The following is a 20,313-nucleotide window of genomic DNA, read 5'->3' on the forward strand; positions in this document are numbered from 1 at the left end:
GGAACCCGGTACTGCGCGAGCAGCTATCACCCAGTAATGGGAATCCCCCTCCTGTGACGCGAAGCGCTAAGGTGGGGAGGATGTCAACACCTGGCATAACCCTTCTCGGGCCAGCTCGGTCAGCAGATCGAGGTCGCGCAGGATCATGGCGCTCTTGGTGATGAGCCCTACCGGATGGCGATGAGCCAGCATCACCGTCAGGAGTTCACGAGTCAGGCGATAGTGGTGCTCGATGGGTTGATAGGGATCGGTATTGGCCCCCAGCACGATGGTTTGTGGCTGATAGGCTGGTTTGGCAAACTCCCGTCGCAGCAGCTCGGCAGCATTGATTTTGGCAAACAGCTTGCTCTCGAAATCCAGCCCGGGTGAGAGCTCAAGGTAGGCGTGGCTGGGTCTGGCATAGCAGTAGATGCAGCCGTGTTACTCTAAAAGACACTACACCGATTCCGGGGCTGACCATGCAGCGCAAATGCTATCCATACATCCGTTTCTCGACCAAGAAGCAAGAATTTGGCACGTCCTACGCTCGTCAGAGCGACATTGAGAGCTTCCTTGAACGCCATAGTCTCGTTGTAGACACCACGCTGGAAGACCTTGGTGTGTCGGCATTCCGTGGCAAAAACGCTACCCAAGGTCAGCTTGGCTGTTTCATTGATCTCGTCCAAAGCGGGCTTGTCGAGCCGAACAGCATTTTGCTGATTGAAAACTTTGACAGGCTTTCAAGACAGAAAATCATCAAATCAACACGCATTTTCAGTGACCTATTGAGTCAAGGAATTGATATTGCAATTCTCGACACTGGCAAAATCTACACTCGTGAGAACCTTATAAGCTCCGATTTTTTCAATGTCATTATCGAATTTGACAGGGCCAACAAAGAGTCTGAACGAAAATCAGATTTCACAAGTGCTGCTTGGAACATTTATCGAAAAGAAATGCGTTCGTTAAAAATTCCCAAAACTCGAAAAACCCCAAGCTGGATTGCTGTTGAAGATTCTATCAGAAACAAAGACCCAGGGAAGGTGCGAATAAGTCATATGGCACGAGAGCATTTACTGGTAACCCATTGATATTAAATGACTAAAATTTTCATTTTTTGTTCTTGGGATACTTGTTCGCACTTTCCTTTTCTTTTGCTGTGTATTTTTTAAACGCAAAAACAATCAGCCACAAGGTTGTGGATATGACGAATATAAAAATGAAGGATACCATACGATGCACATAACCAACATTATAATTTCCATTCATTGATGAATATAGTGCAAGGCCAAAATTTATAGCGATTATCAAAAGCGAACCGAGTGAAAAAAACTTCAAAATTTTCATCGACTATTCCTTATCAATTAATTTTTCAGATGGAGCGGTAAAGTAAGCTATCAGCCCGAACATTAAAATTATAGGCCCAAGAACGTATGTCACCTGAACGCCTATATATGAAACGGTGCACCAGATTAATATGTATAGTGCTAATGCTCCTAAGCATATCGCCAGAGATTTTTCATATATCCATTTTTTCATTAGCCCCAACTCCTTAATTACATGCCAAAACGATATCATTTCGGCCACAATTTTTCACTCCTTACGGGCTGATGCTCACTAATGGAAGGTGCGAATAAGTCATATGGCACGAGAGCATTTACTGGTAACCCATTGATATTAAATGACTAAAATTTTCATTTTTTGTTCGTGGGATACTTGTTCGCACTTTCCCTAATGTCTTAGTGTCTTATAGCCTGACACAGGCAGCCATGCTCGCACCCCTGATAGGGATTGATGGAGCGACCGAAGGGAAGATCCGGCGAATCGTTGTAGCTGATGATGCTGCGGGCGCTGATCTCCGTCACCTCGGTGCGGGGAGCGCTGGCGGCAAATGCCGCGTCCCAGTCGCTCTGACTCCAGCCGTCGTCAACTGGTTCGATTTGCGGGCCGCTGAAGCGGTGCTCGACATTGTGGTTCGCGCCTCGTCCTGCCATCACATCACCAATGCACTGTTTATATATACAGTTATTTTGTTGTGTAGCCCCTCAAACTGCAAGTTCGCAAAGAGCGACCCCATGAAAGAGGGTGAACCCAGGTGATCTCCTGCTTGATCTGTTGCTACATTTCGTTTACATAGACGAAATGCGAACCAGATCACGGAAAATGTCATGCAACCTACTATCGCCCGCTGGCTCTTCATCGCCCTCATTGCGCTGGTCATCTGGCGTCTGATCCCGCTCTCCACTGAGCAGGAGCTGGCGGCGGCCAACCGCGCCTGGCGGACAGGGCACTTTGATGAGGCGACCCGGATCTGGACGCCGCTGGCGGAGCAGGGCCAGCCACGGGCACAGGCGCTGATGGGTTGGAGCCATGAAGTGGGGCAGGGGAGCGAGCAGGATATGGATCGCGCCATCCGACTCTATCGTCAGGCTGCGCAGGCGGGGGACGCTCTCGGCCAGTATCGGCTGGGAGAGGTCTATCTGCGCGGGGCCGGGGTGAAGCGGGATCTGCACGAGGCGTTTCGCTGGATGGAGCTGGCAGCCAGGAACGGTGATGTGCCCGCCATGCTGAAGGTGGGCATCCTGCAACTGATGGGGGTCAACGGGCGGGTTGAACTGGCCGAGGCGAAGCAGTGGCTCTATCAGGCCTCGCAAAAGGGCAACAAGATGGCACTCCAGGTGTTGCAGGAGATGGCGCTGGCCGAGGAGGGGCGCAGCGCCTTCGATTTCAATGGCCACTCTTTTCTGAACGCCGGCTAGGGATCAACGGCTGGCGGTGACTTTGCCGGGCGTCACGTCCGTGACATAGAGGGTACTGCGCTCGGCACTGTGGACGATGCTGCATACCTCCCGCTTGCTGCCATCGCCCAGGATCACCAGCTCACCGATATGGACGGGACAGTGAGTCGTGAGAAGGTGATCCGGATGAACCAGCTTTTCTGCATGCTCCGGAAATGAAATGTCGTAGGTGTACATCATGCTCTCCTTGCTTTGGCTGACGCCTCAATCTGGTACAGGGTATGGCAGCAGAAGGGCGCCCTCGCAAGTAGGACAGGTTAACACCCGCGCTTAGACGGTATGCAAAATCGCCAAGACAGCGGCGCTGTTTCCCAAATCAACCATCAAGCCACAACTGCCCCAGCCCCAAGTGACCGTTACACTCGGGGCTTTCTGACAGGCAGACCAAGGGTATTCAGTTTGTTTATGGCACTGACATACGCCATGACTTCTCCCACTTGGCCATTGTAGTTACGCAGACTGATTCTCCCCGCCAGCAACTGCTTGAACCGATACATCGCCGTTTCCGCCAGCGAGCGACGGTGATACCCCGATATCTTCTTCCAGTGCGCCAGCCCTTCCTTGCGCATCACCAGCACAGCCTCATTTCTTGGATGTCCTTTTTCCCATAGCCCAGCGTTCTTGCGAGGCGGGATACAGGCTGTCGCCCCTTTGCGCGAGATTAGCTGATGGCTGGCTTTGCTGTCATAGGCGCCATCCGCATAAACACGTCCCAGCTTGCGCCGCAGTGGGTTGAGCAAGGTCGGCAACACCTCGGCATCATGGACATTTTCCAGCGAGACTTCCGCCGCCACGATATCGTGGGTCACCGGGTCTACCGCCAGATGCAACTTGCGCCACACTCGCCGCTTCTCGGCGCCGTGTTTTCTGACCTTCCACTCGCCTTCACCAAATACCTTCAGGCCCGTCGAATCGATAACCAAGTCAGTGATGCGCCCCTTAGAGGGCTGTCGATAAGCCACCGCCACCGTGCGTGCTCGCTTGCTGACACAGCTGTAATCGGGGGCACAAAGCGGTACGTTCATCAACTCGAACAGGGAGTCGAGTAGTCCCTGGGTGCCCGCAGAGTGAGGTTGAAAATCCCCTTGAGCATCAGGAAGGTGCAGATGGTCTGGTCAGTGTATAGTTGGCTGCGGCCCCGCCGCCCATGATGGCCGTGGTGAAAGCAGTTGTTCATGGCCTCGGCATCAACCCAGAAGGTGAGTGAACCACGGTTAATCAAAGATTTGTTGTATGTAGGCCAGTTGGTGATGGGGTGAAGCGACGTGCTCATGATGCAGACTTGAAGGAGATGGTGGTGATCAGATCACCAAGTCCTCAGTTAGTTCCATTCAAGCTGCATCGATTTGGGCAACAACGCCCAAGACAGCTTGTCTGGGTTGTCGCGTCTGATACAATCCCCCGCTGTACCTCTCAATGGATGGCCTTGCACACGCCATATGGTGTGCCACTGCCGTGTACCAACCGTATTGTGAACGGTGAAACTCGGGAGTGAACAGCTGGACATGAAAGGGTTTCTCCAACCTGCATGTGGCCTTTGGTAGGGGTCACCACTGTATAAGGAAACACCTAATGCCAATCATTACTCTGCCTGACGGCAGCCAACGTCAATTTGCCCACGCCGTTTCCGTCATGGATGTGGCCGCGGACATCGGTCCCGGTCTCGCCAAGGCGTGCATTGCCGGTCGGGTAAACGGTGAACTGGTGGATGCCTGCGAGCTGATCGAAGCCGATGCCTCCCTGGCCATCATCACCGCCAAAGACGAAGAAGGTCTGGACATTCTGCGCCACTCCTGTGCTCACCTGCTGGGTCATGCCATCAAGCAACTCTGGCCCCAGACCAAGATGGCCATCGGTCCCGTCATCGACAACGGTTTCTACTACGACATCGATCTCGACCGCACCCTGACCGACGAAGATCTGGCTGCCCTGGAAGAGCGCATGCTGGCGCTGGCCGCCAAGGATTACGACGTCATCAAGAAGAAGGTCTCCTGGCAGGAAGCGCGCGACGTGTTCGAAGCCCGTGGCGAGACCTACAAGGTCGAGATCCTGGATCAGAACATTGCCCGTGATGACCAGCCCGGTCTGTATCATCACGAAGAGTACATCGACATGTGTCGCGGCCCGCACGTGCCCAACATGCGTCATTGCCACCACTTCAAGTTGCAGAAGATGTCCGGCGCATACTGGCGCGGCGACTCCAACAACAAGATGCTGCAGCGCATCTACGGCACCGCCTGGGCCGACAAGAAGCAGCTCAAGGCCTATTTGCAGCGTCTGGAAGAGGCCGCCAAGCGCGACCACCGCAAGATCGGCAAGCAGCTCGACCTGTACCACATGCAGGAAGAAGCGCCGGGCATGGTGTTCTGGCACAACGATGGCTGGACCATTTTCCGCGAGCTGGAAACCTTCATCCGTGGCAAGCTCAAAGAGTACGACTATCAGGAAGTGAAAGGCCCCTTCATGATGGATCGCGTGCTGTGGGAGCGTTCAGGTCACTGGGAAAAATACGCCCAGGCCATGTTCACCACCCAGTCCGAAAACCGCGAGTACGCCATCAAGCCGATGAACTGCCCGGGTCACGTGCAGATTTTCAACCAGGGTCTGAAATCCTACCGCGATCTGCCGCTGCGCATGGCCGAGTTCGGCTCCTGCCACCGCAACGAGCCGTCAGGCTCCCTGCACGGCCTGATGCGGGTACGGGGTTTCACCCAGGATGACGCCCACATCTTCTGTACCGAAGAGCAGATCATGGAAGAGGTGTCTGCGTGCATCCGCATGGTCTATGACGTCTACGGCACCTTCGGTTTCGAAAACATCGTGGTGAAGCTCTCGACCCGTCCGGAGCAGCGTATCGGCTCTGATGAAGCCTGGGATCGTGCCGAGGCTGCGCTGGCCGAGGCGCTGGAACTCAACGGCCTGAAGTACGACCTGCAACCGGGCGAGGGGGCTTTCTACGGTCCCAAGATCGAGTTTACCCTGCACGATTGCCTTGATCGTGCCTGGCAGTGTGGTACCGTGCAGCTCGACTTTGCCCTGCCGGGCCGTCTTGGCGCCACCTATGTGGGCGAAGACAACGAGCGTCACATCCCCGTGATGATCCACCGCGCCATTCTGGGCTCGCTGGAGCGCTTCATCGGGATCCTGACGGAAGAGTACGCCGGTCTGTTCCCGACCTGGCTGGCTCCGACCCAGGCCGTGGTCATGAATATCACGGATAACCAGGCCGATTATGCGGTGAAAGTTGCCAAGGCATTGAATGATGCGGGCCTTCGCGCAAAAGCGGACTTGAGAAATGAGAAAATTGGCTTTAAAATCCGCGAGCATACTTTGAAACGGGTACCTTTCATGCTGGTCTGCGGCGACAAAGAAGTAGAAGCCGGCAAGATTGCAGTGCGTACTCGTAAAGGGGCTGACCTGGGCTCTTATCCTGTTGAAGAGCTGATTGCTCTGTTGACCCAGGAAGTTCAGACCCGCGGACAAAAGAAAGTGGAGGAATAAGCTATAAAAGGCGGAAAAAAACTGGGCAAGCAACCGCAAGCCCGCGCTCACCGGATCAATGAAGAGATCCGTCTGAAAGAAGTTCGTCTGACTGGTCTGGATGGTGAAGCCATTGGCATCACCTCCATTCAGGATGCGCTGAACTTGGCCCTTGAGGCAGGAGTGGATCTGGTCGAGATCAGTCCGAACGCTGAGCCGCCCGTTTGCCGGATCATGGATTACGGCAAATTCCTCTACGAAAAGAGCAAGACCACCAAAGAACAGAAGAAAAAGCAGAAAGTCGTCCAGGTTAAGGAAATCAAATTCCGTCCTGGCACCGACGAAGGCGACTATCAGGTAAAACTACGCAACCTGGTTCGCTTTCTGGAAGACGGGGACAAGGCAAAGGTCACCCTGCGCTTCCGTGGTCGTGAAATGGCCCACCAGGATCTTGGTATCAAGGTTCTCGAGCGCGTCAAGAACGATCTGGAAGAGCTGGCCGTAGTCGAATCGTTCCCGAAAGTCGAAGGCCGTCAAGCTGTGATGGTCCTCGCACCCAAGAAGAAATCTTAAGGCCCACAAGAAATTGACTCATGAGGCTGGCCCCATGAGTCGGTTCGCCTTGCGATTTTGTTGTCACTCACAATGCGGAGTATGAAATGCCGAAGATGAAAACCAACCGGGGCGCGGCAAAGCGCTTCAAGAAGACTGGCTCAGGTCGCTTCAAGTGCAAGCACAACCACCTGCGTCACATCCTGACCAAGAAGAGCAGCAAGCGTAAGCGTCAGCTGGGACCGAAGTTCTTTGTTTCCGCTGCCGACCACAAACGTGTTGTCGCTTGTCTGCCGTACGCATAAGGGGGGATGTGAAAAATGCCAAGAGTTAAACGTGGTGTGACCGCTCGCGCTCGTCACAAGAAAGTAATGAAAGCCGCCAAGGGTTACTACGGCGCCCGTTCCCGTGTCTACCGCGTAGCGGTACAGGCGGTAACCAAAGCTGGTCAGTATGCCTACCGTGACCGTCGCCAGAAGAAGCGTCAGTTCCGTCAACTGTGGATTGCGCGTATCAACGCTGCAGCCCGTCAGAACGGCCTGTCCTACAGCCGTCTGATCGACGGTCTGAAGAAGGCTTCCATCGAGATCGATCGCAAGATCCTGTCCGATATCGCCGTTCACGACAAGCTGGCTTTCACCGCCCTGGTTGAAAAAGCTAAAGCAGCTCTGGTCTAATCCAGCTCTGTTATAAAAATAAAGGAGGCTTAGGCCTCCTTTTTTGTTGCTCATTTTTGAGCGTTGGTAGGTAGCATGCCACGTTCATGAATGCTTTATCCTTCCATATGCCAACAAACTAGAGCAAACGATGCTTGTTTCAATCCTGTTGCACCTGGCTTGTGGCTTTCTCCATATAACAAAATGATTTGCAGGGAGAAAAGCCCGTCATAACTATGGTCAGCCAAGGGGCTTTTTTTGTATTATTCCCCTCTTGACCTTATTTAGCCTAAAGGCTCCTGTTCCGGGAGTGGTGACGAGGAAGACATGCAACAGCTTGAAGAAGTAGTAGGCCAGGCCAAGGCCGAAATTGAGGGCGTAAGCGACATCGCCGCCCTCGACGAAATCCGGGTCAAATATCTGGGTAAAAAGGGCTTTTTTACCGAGCAGATGAAGGGCCTGGGCGCCCTGTCCGCTGAAGAGCGTCCCGCCGCGGGCGCCGTGATCAACCAGGCCAAACAGCAGGTTCAGGATGCCCTGAACGCGCGTCGTGAAGCCCTCGAAGTCGCCGTGCTGAACCAGAAGCTGGCCGCCGAGACCATCGACGTTAGCCTGCCGGGCCGCCGCATCGAGAATGGCGGTCTGCACCCGGTGACCCGTACCATCGAGCGCATCGAGCGCCTGTTTGGCGATATGGGCTTCAAGGTTGCCCGTGGTCCCGAGATTGAAGATGGCTTCCACAACTTCGATGCGCTGAATATCCCGGCTCACCACCCGGCGCGTACCGATCACGACACCTTCTACTTCAATCCTGATCTGATGCTGCGTACCCACACTTCCGGTGTGCAGATCCGCACCATGGAACATCAGCAGCCGCCGATCCGCATCATCGCGCCGGGCCGCGTCTATCGTAACGACTACGACATGACCCACACCCCGATGTTCCACCAGGTCGAAGGCCTGCTGGTCGACGAGCATGCCAGCTTCACCGAGCTGAAAGGCATCCTGCACGACTTCCTGCGCAACTACTTCGAGGAAGACTTGACCATTCGCTTCCGTCCTTCCTATTTCCCGTTCACCGAGCCGAGCGCCGAAGTGGACGTGATGGGCAAGAACGGCAAGTGGCTGGAAGTGCTGGGCTGCGGCATGGTGCACCCGAACGTGCTGCGTTCGGTCGGCATCGATCCGGAAAAATACTCCGGCTTTGCCTTCGGCATGGGCGTTGAGCGCCTGACCATGCTGCGTTACGGGGTCAACGACCTGCGTGCCTTCTTCGAAAACGACCTGCGCTTCCTCAAGCAGTTCAAGTAAGGGCGAGAGAACATGAAATTCAGTAAATCCTGGGTGATGGAGTGGGTCCGCACCGAGTTGAGTGACAATGCACTGGCCGAGCAGATCACCATGGCCGGTCTGGAAGTGGACGCCGTGGAAGCGGTGGCCGGCCAGTTCAACAATGTGGTCGTGGGTGAAGTGGTCGAGTGCGCCCAGCACCCGGACGCGGACAAGCTGCGGGTGACCAAGGTCAATGTGGGCGAGGCTGAGCTGCTGGACATCGTCTGCGGTGCGCCGAACTGCCGCGCCGGCCTCAAAGTGTGCGTGGCCAAGGTCGGGGCGACCCTGCCGGGTGATTTCACCATCAAGAAAGCCAAGCTGCGCGGCCAGCCGTCCCACGGCATGCTCTGCTCCTTCAGCGAGCTGGGCATCGACGTCGAAGCCGATGGCATCATCGAGCTGCCGCTGGATGCCCCCATCGGGACCGATATCCGTGAATACCTCGCGCTCAACGACGTCAGCATCGATGTGGATCTGACCCCGAACCGTGCCGATTGCCTCGGCATCGCGGGTCTGGCCCGTGAAATCGGCGTGCTCAACAGCGTGGACGTGGTCGAGCCGACCTGGGCGCCGGCTGCTGCCACCTGTGATGCCACCTTCCCGATCCGGGTTGAAGCGCCGGCGGATTGCCCCCGTTATCTCGGTCGTGTCATCAAGGGGCTGAACCTGCACGCCCAGAGCCCGCTCTGGATGCAGGAGAAGCTGCGCCGTGGCGGCATCCGCTCCATCGACGCCATCGTCGACATCACCAACTACCTGCTGCTGGAATACGGCCAGCCGATGCACGCCTTCGACCTGGCGACGCTTGAAGGGGAACTGGTGGTGCGCCGCGCCCGTGCCGACGAGCCCATGACTCTGCTCGATGGCAACGAGGTGAAGCTCAAAGAGACCACGCTCGTGATTGCCGACGCCAAAGGCCCTGCCTGCATGGCCGGCATCTTCGGCGGCGATCGCACCGGTGTCTCCGAGACCACCACCGACATCCTGCTGGAGTGCGCCTTCTTCGCGCCGCTCTCCATCACCGGCCGTGCCCGTGCCTACGGTCTGCATACCGATTCTTCCCACCGCTTCGAGCGCGGGGTGGATCCCGAGCTGCAGGCCAAGGTGATGGATCGTGCCACCCGTCTGCTGCTGGACATCTGCGGTGGTGAAGCGGGTCCGGTCATCGAAGTCAAATCCGATACCCATCTGCCCAAGGCTGCCCCCATCAAGCTGCGTCGCACCAAGCTCGACAAGGTGATCGGCATCAGCGTGGCGGATGCGCAGGTGGTCGAAATTCTGACTCGTCTGGGCATGCAGGTAACCGTGGATACTGACGGCTGGACCGCGCTGGCTCCCTCCTGGCGTTTCGACATTGCCATCGAGGAAGACCTCATCGAGGAAGTTGCCCGCATCTACGGCTACAACAACATCCCGAACCTCAAACCCGCCGCCTCCCTCGCGATGGTGGAGCAGGCTGAAGGGCAGGTGACCCTGAAGCGGGTGCGCGACCTGCTGGTTGACCGCGGTTTCCAGGAAGCGATCACCTACAGCTTTGTCGATCCCAAGGCTCAGCAGACCCTGTTCCCGCAGAGCGATGCCATCGTGTTGCCGAACCCGATCTCCGTCGAGATGTCCGCCATGCGCGTCTCTCTGTTCCCGGGTCTGGTGCAGGCGGTGGTCTACAACCAGAACCGTCAGCAGCCGCGCGTGCGCCTGTTCGAGCAGGGCCTGCGTTTCATCAAGGACGAGAATGCCGAGAACGGCATCCGTCAGGAGCCTATGCTGGCCGGCATCATCACCGGTAACCAGGGGGACGAGCACTGGGATGTCAAGGCCCGTCCCGTCGACTTCTTCGATCTGAAGGGTGACCTGGAAGCGGTGCTGGATCTGACTGCAGAAGGGGCTACCTTCACCTTCGAGCGCACCGAGCACAGTGCCCTGCATCCGGGCCAGAGCGCAGCCATTCTGCGCAATGGCGTCGTGATCGGCCACATCGGCGTGATCCATCCGAGCCTCGAGAAGAAGCTGGGGCTCAAGAGCCGCGCTGTCATGTTCGAGCTGGAGCTGGACAAACTGACGCCGGCCAAGGTGCCGGTTGCTGCCGAAGTATCCAAGTTCCCGGCCAACCGTCGCGACATCGCCGTGGTGGTTGACAGACAGATCCTGGCAGGCGACGTTCTGGCAGTAATTAAAAAAGTTGGCGGAAATCAGTTAGTTGGAATAAACTTGTTCGACGTATACCAGGGCGCTGGTATGGCAGAGGACAAGAAGAGCCTGGCCATCAGCCTGGTGTTGCAAGACACCCAGCGCACCCTGGAGGAGAAAGAGATCGCCGAGACCGTGGACAATGTCGTGCGGGCCCTCGGTGAAGAGTTGAATGCATCCTTGAGGGATTGATCTATGGCGCTTACCAAAGCCGACATTGCAGAGCACCTGTTCACCCAGCTCGGGATGAGCAAGCGTGAAGCCAAAGATATGGTGGAAGCCTTCTTTGAGGAGATCAGACAGGCGCTCGAGCGTGGCGAACAGGTCAAGATTTCCGGCTTCGGTAACTTCGATCTTCGCGAGAAGAACCAGCGTCCCGGACGCAACCCCAAGACGGGGGAGGATATTCCCATCAGCGCCCGTCGTGTGGTGACCTTCCGGCCCGGCCAGAAGCTCAAGGCCAGGGTAGAAAATGTTGAACCCAACGAGTGACAAAAAGCCAGGCAATCGCCTGGCTTTTCCGTTCCGATGATAAAAATCCTTCTGTTGTCCGGCGCGCTGCTGGCCTTGCCACTGCGTGCCGCCATACTCCCGCTGTCACCGGATGCCCAGGCTTATGCCGATTCGCTCACCGGACTGACCTTCTGTTACCCGGCCCTGCAACGTCCTCCCTATCTGGAGGCGGAGGGGGGCCTGCTTATCGATCGCATGACGCGGCTGGCAGAGCTGTTGCCGGTACCGGTGCATGTCGAGAAGCGGCCGAGCTGGGCAGCCGTGACGCAGGATCTGCTGCACGGGCGCTGCGATCTCATTCCTCACGTCGGGCCTGCCCGGTCGAACTCGAGCGATACCGTCTTGAGCCGGGCCATGATGGAAGCGGAGTCCGCCATCCTCTATCGGGGTGAGCTCGATCAGGCGCAGTTTCTGGTGTCACCCATCTGGCAGGCCCAGGAGACCCTGAAGCGTCTCTATCCTGGTTCATCCCAGCAACTGCTGACCGATGCCGAGAACTGGTATGGTGCCCTGGTGGCCGGCAAGGGCAGCGCCTATCTCGGTGATTATCTGCAACTGCGCTACCTGATGCGGGAATTCCCGGATGAAGGGCTGCGCCTTCGTCGTCTTCGCAGCGACGATCTGGTCATCAGCTACCGGCTGATGATGCGCAACCAGCCCGAGTTGCTCGAGCTGGTGGATACGGCCATCCGCTATTTGCCGCCGGGCAGTCTCTACCGGGATCTGGGCAAGTATCTGCCTCAGGGTGAGCAGGATGTGAATCCCCTGCATTTTACCGACAAGGAGCAGGCCTGGCTGGTCGGCAAGGCCCACACCATCAAGATGGTGGCGGATCCCGGCTTCATGCCGTACAGCGGCGTCAACCGGCAGGGAGCGCTCATTGGCTGGAGTGCGGATGTCTTGCGGGAAGTGAGTCGGCAGACGGGGCTGCGCTTCGAGCTGGTGCCCGCCGCCAGCCGGGAGGAGGCGTTGGCATTGCTGCGCAGTGGCGATGCCGTCATGATGGTCGGACTGATGGAGTCCGCCGCCCTGAACAAGGAGTTCGACTTCACCAGGATGGTGGCGACCAGCCGCTATGCCCTGGTCAGTCGCAGCAAGAGGGGGCCAGTCTCCCTCGCGGACGTGAGTGGCAAGGTGGTGGTCCCGAGAATGCTCTATGATCCCGGCCTGCTTGCCCGGTTCGGCCAGCATGAGTGGGAGGTCACCGACAACCTGCTGCAGGGATTGGCGGCGGTGCGGCATGGGGATGCCCAGGCCATGCTGGCGGAGTTGTACCAGCTCCAATATCCCATTCGAAACAACCAGTTGAGCGAGCTGACCATCACCGAATTGCCGGAGCGTTTCGGCCTCGGCTTTGCCATCCGGCCGGAACAGACCAGCCTGGCAGGGGTGCTGGATCAGAGCCTGATGACCCTCAATGATCGGCAGGTGGACGAGCTGGTGCAACGCTGGCGCCACCTGGTGGTCAACCAGCAGGAGGGGGTCAGCTACGGTTTCTGGCTTGGCTCCGTGTTGCTGGCACTGCTGATCAGCATGGCGGTGATCTGGTCAGTCTGGCGATCCCGCCAGCAACTGGCCCAGGAGGCCCGCGAGCGTCACAAGGTAGAGCAGGCGCTGGCGCTGGAAAGCAAGTTCAGGGAGTCTCTCTTCCAGGCGCTCCCCGTTCCCGTGTTCTTGCGCAATGACAAGGGGGAGGTGATCAAGCGCAACAAGCGGGCCAAGCGCATGGAGGCGCGCTACGCCGCCGATCTGGTGCTGCCCGCGCCTCAGTTGCAGGGCGCCGAAGGGGAGCTGGCGCTGCACGAGCAGGTCTACTCCTATGCCCAGATCCCCTTGCGACTGGGGCCCCAGGCACCGGCAGGGGATCTTATCGCCCTCTCCGACATCAGCGCTCTGCGCGAGCGTACCCGCCTGCTGCGTCAGGCGGAGCGGCGCCTGCGCGCCCTCACCAATACGGTGCCCGGTGTGGTGCTGCAATTCACCCTGCTGGGGGGAGCCATCACCCGGGTGGAGTTTGTGAGCCGGGGCAGTCACGAGCTGCTGGGGCTGGCGAGCCAGCAGATCCGGGTCAATCCCAACGAGACCCTGACCCGCATCTCCCATCAGGACAGGCGCGAGATGCGAGCCCCCATGCTGGCCATGCTGCAAGCCGGACGACCTTTCTCCCATCTGCTGCGCTATCAGCACCCCGCCAAGGGAACCCGCTGGCTGCAATTTTCCGGCAGGGGGCGCCGTCAGGGAGAGGGGTGGCGGATCTACGGGGTGGTGCAGGATGTGACGGCCAGGGTGGAGCAGGAGCACTCCCTGCAACTTTCCCACGAGCAGGCCCAGCAGGCCGTGCTTGCCAAGGGGCGCTTCCTGGCCGCCGTGAGCCACGAGATCCGCACCCCCATGAACGCCATGCTCGGCCTGCTGGAGTGGCTCGAGCAGACCGAGCTCAATGCAGAGCAGGCCTCGGTTCTGGCCCATGTGAGACAGGCGGGCAATGAACTGCTCGGATTGCTCAACGACGTACTCGACTTCAGCCGCAACGAGACGCGCCAGTTGCGCCTCTCCGTGCAGCCCACGGATCTGGTGGAGCTGTGCGAGCATGTGGCGGCGGTGCACTGGTCCAAGGCGCGATCCCGCCATCTGCAGCTGCGCTTGGCGCTCGACCCGGCGCTGCCCGCCTTGATGGAACTCGATCCCCACCGGGTGCAACAGGTGCTGCACAACCTGCTCTCCAACGCCATCAAGTTCAGCGAGCGGGGAGAGGTGGTACTCTGGGCCCGGCGGCAAGGGGAGTGGATTTTGTGCGGGGTGGATGACGAGGGGCCCGGGATCAGTGCCGAGCTGTTGCCCCGGTTGTTCCAGCCCTTCGAACAAGGGGAGGAGCCTGGCCAGCCCAGAGCCCAGGGGACCGGGCTTGGGCTGGCCATCTGCCGCCAGCTGATGGAACAGATAGGGGGCGAGATCCGGGTCGAACCTCTGGCTCGCGGGGGCAGCCGTTTCCTCTGTTCCTTGCCCCTAAGACATGCGCAGGAGAAGGCGCTCTGGCAACCGCGCGTCAAGACGGTCTCCCTGCAACTGTTGCCCGGGGAACTTGAATATATGCGGGCCTGGCTCGCAGCGTTTGGCGTGGCCGAGGATCCGGCGGCACCTTGCCTTGGGGCCATGCAGGACGATGGGGGCTTGCGCGCCTGGTACTGGCAGGGGGAACCCTGGATCCCGGGCTCCGTGGTCAGCCTGCTGCAGCCCAGACTCGTCCGTGGCGCCGAGGAGATCACGGACCTGCCGGGGGCAGGCAGGCGGGTGCTGCTGGTGGAAGATCACGAGGTGAACAGAATGCTGATCAGCATGCAGCTGGGTCAGCTGGGGGCCCGGGTATTGAGCGCGGCCAATGGCCGTCTGGCACTGGAGATCCTGCAATCGGAGTCGGTGGATCTGGTGCTGACGGATCTGCAGATGCCGGTGATGGACGGCGCCGAGCTCTGCAGGCAATTGCACGCCGATGAACGCTGGCAGCATCTACCCGTCTACGTGATCACCGCGGATCTCAGCGAGCAGGCGGCGCAGCGACTGGCGGAATGCGGCTGTCAGGGCCATCTGGACAAACCCGTTTTGCTCAGGGATCTGGCCGTATTGCTTCGTACCGTCTTTGGCCCCCATGACGGGGGGAAGGCACCGCAGCCAACGGCAGCCCTTTCCCTGCCCGTGTCCCTCAGCCCGGCCCTCGTAGACATCTATCTGGCATCGGTTCACCATGATCTGGCCGACATTGAGCGGTGTGTCACACAAGGGGACGAGAAGGCCCTCAATACGGCTTTACACAAGATAAAGGGGGCCGCCAAAATGGTGGGGGCTACCCCCCTGGTAGAGGTGATCGACCGTTGGCAGGAGGCCCCCGGACATCCCCTTGCAGCCGCCTTGAGGCAGTGCGTGGAAGAGGTCTGCCGACAACTGGGCGAGAGAGCATGACATGATCATCACAGATGAAGAGTTGATGGCCTTGCTGGAGTCTGATGACAGCCAGGAGCCAACGTTTTACCCGGTCAGCGTCTATGCCCTGGACGCCGTCTCCCATCTGGCGGTCAAGGGAGCGGGCCTGCCGGCCTATGCCAATCTGCACCGCACCCGACCCGATGCCGGCTGGCAATGGGAAGGACTGTTTGCCGCCGGGGCCATCGCCCTGTTTGATCCTGCCTCTCATCAGGGGGCCGACTATCTGCCTCATCTGTTGGCTCCCGGGGCAGGGATCTATCGCCTCAGCGATCCCTGGCTCGAGGGGTTGCAGGCACGGGAGCAGGGGTGGCGTGCCTGGCTCGCCCAGTGCCAGATCCTGCTGCTCGAAGATCACCCCTTCCAGGGAGCCTGCATTCAGCAGGAGATCCAGGGACTGGGGTTGCCCTGCCACTGGGTTCAGGATGGCGAAGGGTGCCTCAAGGCGCTGGAAGAGGGGGGCGTGAGATTGCTTATCTGTGATCTCAGCCTAGCGGAGCAGGATGCCATCAGCCTGCTGATGAGCCATCCCCAGTATCACCACAGCGGTCTGCCCATCATCCTGCTCTCCGCTCATGATCAGACCCTGATAGACGGCGCCCGGCGTCTCCTGCACGATGCGGGTTTCAACGTGCTGGCCGCCCTGGCCAAGCCGCTGCAAAGCGACGATCTGCTGCGTCTGCTCAAGATGCTCTATCTTGGCCCCCAGCGTCAGCGCAGGCTGGGCGGGCTCAAGCGCACCGTGCGTAGCTGGCAGGGAGAGGCGAGAGGACAGCTTGGGCTGCTGGCAGATGCGGCTTCCTGCACGCTGCCGATCTGGCTGAGCCTGAGCGGTCTTTCCCCTCACTGGGAGCCGCTCAAGCTCTGGCTCGAGCAGCATGGACGAGAAGCAAGCGAACTCACCCTGGTCATCCACCGACGGGATCACCTGCTGAGCCAGGCGGACCGTTTCGCCCTGGTGCTGCAGGCGAGCCTCGCGGGGGCCAGACTCGCGCTGCTGCTCGATCATGCCCAGCACCTGCCGTTTGATCTCATCGAGCGTCTGCCGTTGCAATCCTTGCTGCTCGGGCAACACCTGCTGCCCGAACTGGAGGCGATGGCTGCCGACTCCTTGCTGGCCCGCTTCATCCAGCGCTCCCGGGAGCTTGGCATCGCGCTCTACCTCGACGACCCCTTCAACCTGCAGGATGCCGCCCAGTGGCAGGATCGCGGCGTGGCAGGGCGCTGGTAAATGGCTCGCTATCTTTGCTGGCCGCTCGATGAGCCGCGCTTGTGGCAGGGAATGTCGGGTTGGACGGCTCCCGCCTCACGGGCCGCCTTGCCGATGACGATGGTGGTGGGGGGGCTGACTTGCCGCTTGCAGGAGCTGGCGGGCTGCGACCCGAAGCGAATAAGCGCGGCCTATGACGCCCTGAGCGAGCAGAGCGTCTATTTGCGCTTCATGCGGGCCAAGCAGCCTGCGACGGCCGAGCAGCTCGCCTTCTTTCTCGACTACCCCAGAGAACCCCAGATAGGATTGCTGCTGACCGACGAGCAGGGGACGCCGCTTGCCATGGCCCAGTCCGTTCGCCGGCGCCTGCACCCGGACAGGGCCGAGTTCTCCTGCATCGTCGCGGATCATTTTCAGCATCGCGGCGCCGGGCGTCGCATCCTGCTGGCGCTTGCGCGGCTGGCATACGGGGAGGGGATCCGGGAGTGGACGGCGGAAGTGCTCGGCCAGAATCGCCCCATGCTGGCTCTGCTCAAGGGGCTCGGGTTGCCGCTTACCCTGGTGACAGGACGGGAGATGGTCTTTGCCAGGCTGGATCTCGCGCCCATGGCGAGCTTTGTGCTCCCATCGGCCTAAGACCAAGGGCGAATGGGCCGCCTCTTGCTCCTGTGCTAAGGTCAGCCTGTTACCCGTTGGAGGAGAACAACCATGGTGCAGTCAGCCAAACATATCGTGATCCTCACCGGTGCCGGCATCTCGGCCGAATCCGGTATCAAGACCTTCCGGGCCTGTGATGGCCTGTGGGAAGAGCACAGGGTGGAGGACGTGGCCACCCCTGAAGGCTATGCGCGGGATCCCGAACTGGTACAACGTTTCTACAATGCACGGCGCCATCAGTTGCAGCGCGCCGAGATCCACCCCAATCCGGCCCACTATGCATTGGCCCGTCTGGAGCGCCTGCTGCCGGGGCGCGTCACCTTGGTCACCCAGAACATCGACAACCTGCACGAGAGTGCCGGCAGCAAGAACCTCATCCACATGCACGGCGAGTTGCTCAAGGCCCGCTGCCCGGGCTCGGGTCAGGTGATCGAGTGGCGCGGGGATCTCCATCAGGAAGAGCTGTGTTCCTGCTGCCAGTTTCCCCACCCGCTGCGCCCCCATGTGGTCTGGTTCGGGGAGATGCCCCTCGGACTTGACCGCATCTACTCGGCCCTGGCTCAGTGCGATCTCTTCATCTCCATCGGGACCTCCGGGGCGGTCTACCCTGCCGCCGGATTCGTCCATGAGGCCGGCCTGAACGGTGCCCATACGGTGGAGCTCAATCTGGAGCCGAGCGAAGTGGGCAGCCAGTTTGATGAAAAACGTTATGGTCCGGCTTCCTTGCTGGTGCCCGCTTTTGTGGATGAACTCCTGCAAAGTTGCGGAGTGCATCAGCCTCTCTCCGTCGAGGGCCATAACTGGATGGAGATGCGGGGCCCCTAATTATTGATTTTTCACACAGTTGCATTGACCCACTGAAATCGCCACACTGGCTCCTAACTTCAAGATGCAGTTGGCACAACATGTCATGAACTTTCCAACGCGCGGGATGGCCTCGCTCCTGCTGGTGCTTTTCTCGTTCGGTACCCAGGCTTCCTCCTCTTCGCTATTGCAACTGATCCTGCCGGACAAGCGGGAAATCACCCTGGATGAGGCGGCGTTGGCAGCCTTGCCACAAGTGGAGTTCGAGACGGCGACGCCCTGGACCCTCGGCACTCACCGCTATCGTGGACCGACCCTGAAGAGCGTGCTGGCGGCGCAGCAGGTGGATAGTGCCAGCGCCATCGATGTCGCCGCACTCAATGGCTACCAGCAGCGGGTCGATCTCTCCCTGTTTGCCAAGGTGCCGCTGACCCTGGTGCGTTACCAGGATGACAAACCGCTCACCCGTCGCAATAAAGGGCCGCTCTGGCTGCTGGTCCCCCTCTCGGCCCATCCCGACATGGATGTGTCCGCCATCCACAACAACATGGTCTGGCAGGTGATCCGCATCGAGGTTGTCCCGTGACGCGACGACAGCGAGATAACCTGCTGCTTGCAGCCATTTCCCTGCTGTTTCTCTTCTCGTCCCTCTGGGGGCTGCTGCTGCAGAGTCGGCACGAGCAGCTCGTTGACATGTTCTACCGCAACACCCACTGGAACATCAGCCAGGTAATGCAGGAGTCCCAGCGATTTCTCTATGATGTGCGCCTCTACCGTGCCGGGGCGCTCGACATGGCGGCCCTGAGCCTGGATTACGACCTGCTGTGGAACCGGCTGGATGTGTTCCTGATCAGTACCGAGACCGCCGATGCGCGGGCGAGGCATGGGTTGGGGGAGGTGCTTGAACGGCTCTTTGACGAACTCAAGGGGCTGGATCCCCAGATGCAGTCCGGGGAGCTGAAGAGGGGTAAGCCCTCGATCTTGCCCTCGTCCGGCTGACCGGCTTGACCCATCAGGTGGAGCAGATTGGGGATCAGATCCTCTCCGGCCAGGAGCGGGAAGCCTCCCTCAACCAGTTGCGCCAGAGCCTGTTCTGGATCCAGATCTGGCAGTTGATCCTGCTGGTGATGGGCTGTGTGCTGGTCTTTGCCCTCATTCGAACCAATCTGCAGAATCGTCGCCTCTCCCTGCTCGATCCCATGACCCGGCTTGGCAACCGTCGGGCCTTGCAGGGGCAGCTCAGGCAATCCCTGCTGCAAGTTCGGGTCCAGGCGCTGGCGGTGCTGGATCTGAAGCGGTTCAAGCAGGTCAATGATCTGCTCGGATACCAGGTTGGTGATCGTCTGTTGCAGGCGGTCGCGGCCCGGTTGCGCCAGGCATGCCCCGGCCGTGCGTACCGGTTGGGGGGGATGAGTTCGCCGTGGTGCTGGACGACGAAGAGGGAGATCTCGATGCCCGCATGGCGGCTATGGTGAGCCTGTTGCAGTTTGAGTTCGTGACCCGGGAAAGCAGCTTTGATCTGGCGTGTCGCTTCGGAGTGGCCAGGCGCGAGGGTGGCGAGGATGCCGATGAGCTATTGGAGCAGGCCATATTGGCATTGAACGAGGCCAAGCGTGAGGGGACCATCCTGGTGTGGTATCAAAGTGCGATGAAGGCTGACCTCCACATGGCCCAGCGGCAGCTGCACCAACTGCGGGAATGGCTGGCGGGGGCCGCCCCTTCCCCCCTGGAGACCCTCTGCGAGGCGATGAGAGACGAGCAGGGCGTGCCGGTGACGGCGGTCAGCCTGCGCTGGCAGGTGAGTCAGCAGCCCTGTGACGTGGGCTGGATGCAAGAGCGTGGTGTCCTTGGGCCCGTGATGGCACGATGGCTGACAGAAGAGCCATGCAGTGGCACCTTGCTGGTAAGGCTTCATCAGCCTGCCCAGCTGGCCCCTCTGCTGGCGAGCCTGCCCCCCTTGCCACAGGGGGGCTGATCCTGGCATTGCCTGTGCTGATACCGGATGCCACCCTGCTTGAGAAGATGCGCGAGTGTGGCTGCATGCTGGCGCTGAGCGAGCTTGGCAGCAGCGCCCCCGAACTGCTGCAAGCGGGGAGCCCGCAGAATTCGGAAAAAATCGTACGCTAAGGTTTTCCGGGCATCCGTAAGGGCCGAAACTTCCCGTCTT

General features: G+C 59.4%; 16 protein-coding genes and 4 pseudogenes. 15 read left to right on the forward strand and 5 right to left on the reverse strand.

Annotated elements, in window-relative coordinates; all coding sequences use genetic code 11:
- Window positions 1–78: 78 nt before the first annotated feature.
- Window positions 79–420, reverse strand: a pseudogene (locus PG892_RS17205) (PA0069 family radical SAM protein); the annotation flags it as partial.
- Between the two features lie 38 nt (window positions 421–458).
- Here PG892_RS17205 and PG892_RS17210 point away from each other — a divergent pair.
- Window positions 459–1,070: a recombinase family protein gene (locus tag PG892_RS17210; protein ID WP_010674807.1), complete on the forward strand. Its 612-nt coding sequence runs from the start codon at window positions 459–461 to the stop codon at window positions 1,068–1,070.
- A gap of 19 nt (window positions 1,071–1,089) precedes the next feature.
- On the opposite strand, the gene PG892_RS17215 is transcribed toward PG892_RS17210, so the two are convergent.
- Both PG892_RS17215 and PG892_RS17220 read right to left on the reverse strand, forming a co-directional pair.
- On the reverse strand, window positions 1,090–1,326 hold the full coding sequence (locus PG892_RS17215; protein ID WP_010674806.1) for a hypothetical protein: 237 nt from the start codon (window positions 1,324–1,326) through the stop codon (window positions 1,090–1,092).
- Window positions 1,327–1,739: 413 nt separating this feature from the next.
- Window positions 1,740–1,973 (reverse strand): annotated as a pseudogene (locus PG892_RS17220) (PA0069 family radical SAM protein); the annotation flags it as partial.
- A gap of 174 nt (window positions 1,974–2,147) precedes the next feature.
- On the opposite strand from PG892_RS17220, the gene PG892_RS17225 reads away from it, so the two are divergent.
- Window positions 2,148–2,738: a tetratricopeptide repeat protein gene (locus tag PG892_RS17225; protein ID WP_010674803.1), complete on the forward strand. Its 591-nt coding sequence runs from the start codon at window positions 2,148–2,150 to the stop codon at window positions 2,736–2,738.
- A gap of 3 nt (window positions 2,739–2,741) precedes the next feature.
- On the opposite strand, the gene PG892_RS17230 is transcribed toward PG892_RS17225, so the two are convergent.
- Window positions 2,742–2,957, reverse strand: coding sequence for a hypothetical protein (locus PG892_RS17230; protein WP_124245003.1), 216 nt, complete (start codon window positions 2,955–2,957; stop codon window positions 2,742–2,744).
- A 176-nt stretch (window positions 2,958–3,133) separates the two neighbouring features.
- Window positions 3,134–4,050 (reverse strand): annotated as a pseudogene (locus PG892_RS17235) (IS5-like element ISAs13 family transposase).
- 299 nt (window positions 4,051–4,349) lie between these two features.
- On the opposite strand from PG892_RS17235, the gene thrS reads away from it, so the two are divergent.
- The 13 genes and pseudogenes from thrS to PG892_RS22580 form a co-directional block, all read left to right on the forward strand.
- On the forward strand, window positions 4,350–6,278 hold the full coding sequence (gene thrS, locus PG892_RS17240; protein WP_010674801.1) for a threonine--tRNA ligase: 1,929 nt from the start codon (window positions 4,350–4,352) through the stop codon (window positions 6,276–6,278).
- A 21-nt stretch (window positions 6,279–6,299) separates the two neighbouring features.
- The gene (gene infC / locus PG892_RS17245; RefSeq protein ID WP_185219337.1) at window positions 6,300–6,830 is read left to right on the forward strand and encodes a translation initiation factor IF-3; all 531 of its coding nucleotides are present in this window, start codon (window positions 6,300–6,302) and stop codon (window positions 6,828–6,830) included.
- Window positions 6,831–6,916: 86 nt separating this feature from the next.
- Window positions 6,917–7,114 (forward strand): 50S ribosomal protein L35, encoded by a 198-nt coding sequence (gene rpmI / locus PG892_RS17250; protein WP_005300673.1) that lies wholly within the window; start codon window positions 6,917–6,919, stop codon window positions 7,112–7,114.
- 15 nt (window positions 7,115–7,129) lie between these two features.
- The gene (gene rplT / locus PG892_RS17255) at window positions 7,130–7,486 is read left to right on the forward strand and encodes a 50S ribosomal protein L20 (protein ID WP_010674800.1); all 357 of its coding nucleotides are present in this window, start codon (window positions 7,130–7,132) and stop codon (window positions 7,484–7,486) included.
- Window positions 7,487–7,792: 306 nt separating this feature from the next.
- Window positions 7,793–8,776 carry a phenylalanine--tRNA ligase subunit alpha gene (gene pheS, locus PG892_RS17260; protein ID WP_010674799.1) on the forward strand — a complete coding sequence of 328 codons (984 nt, stop codon included), beginning with the start codon at window positions 7,793–7,795 and terminating at the stop codon, window positions 8,774–8,776.
- A 12-nt stretch (window positions 8,777–8,788) separates the two neighbouring features.
- Window positions 8,789–11,176: a phenylalanine--tRNA ligase subunit beta gene (gene pheT, locus PG892_RS17265; RefSeq protein WP_010674798.1), complete on the forward strand. Its 2,388-nt coding sequence runs from the start codon at window positions 8,789–8,791 to the stop codon at window positions 11,174–11,176.
- A 3-nt stretch (window positions 11,177–11,179) separates the two neighbouring features.
- Window positions 11,180–11,476, forward strand: a complete 297-nt coding sequence (gene ihfA / locus PG892_RS17270) for an integration host factor subunit alpha (RefSeq protein WP_005300715.1) — start codon at window positions 11,180–11,182, stop codon at window positions 11,474–11,476.
- 36 nt (window positions 11,477–11,512) lie between these two features.
- Entirely contained in the window at window positions 11,513–15,454 is a 3,942-nt protein-coding gene (locus PG892_RS17275; RefSeq protein WP_372587651.1) for an ATP-binding protein, read from the forward strand.
- A 1-nt stretch (window position 15,455) separates the two neighbouring features.
- Complete coding sequence (locus tag PG892_RS17280; protein ID WP_010674796.1) at window positions 15,456–16,706, forward strand: response regulator; 1,251 nt, start codon at window positions 15,456–15,458, stop codon at window positions 16,704–16,706.
- The gene (locus PG892_RS17285; RefSeq protein ID WP_010674795.1) at window positions 16,707–17,321 is read left to right on the forward strand and encodes a GNAT family N-acetyltransferase; all 615 of its coding nucleotides are present in this window, start codon (window positions 16,707–16,709) and stop codon (window positions 17,319–17,321) included.
- A gap of 72 nt (window positions 17,322–17,393) precedes the next feature.
- Window positions 17,394–18,167, forward strand: a complete 774-nt coding sequence (gene cobB, locus PG892_RS17290) for a Sir2 family NAD+-dependent deacetylase (RefSeq protein WP_010674794.1) — start codon at window positions 17,394–17,396, stop codon at window positions 18,165–18,167.
- An 85-nt stretch (window positions 18,168–18,252) separates the two neighbouring features.
- Window positions 18,253–18,732: a hypothetical protein gene (locus tag PG892_RS17295; RefSeq protein WP_029314555.1), complete on the forward strand. Its 480-nt coding sequence runs from the start codon at window positions 18,253–18,255 to the stop codon at window positions 18,730–18,732.
- Window positions 18,729–20,246 (forward strand): annotated as a pseudogene (locus PG892_RS22580) (diguanylate cyclase domain-containing protein); the annotation flags it as partial. The gene PG892_RS17295 and the pseudogene PG892_RS22580, both read left to right, overlap by 4 nt.
- Window positions 20,247–20,313 lie beyond the last annotated feature (67 nt).

Source organism: Aeromonas sp. QDB68, from assembly GCF_027707405.1.
Taxonomy (GTDB): domain Bacteria; phylum Pseudomonadota; class Gammaproteobacteria; order Enterobacterales; family Aeromonadaceae; genus Aeromonas; species Aeromonas caviae.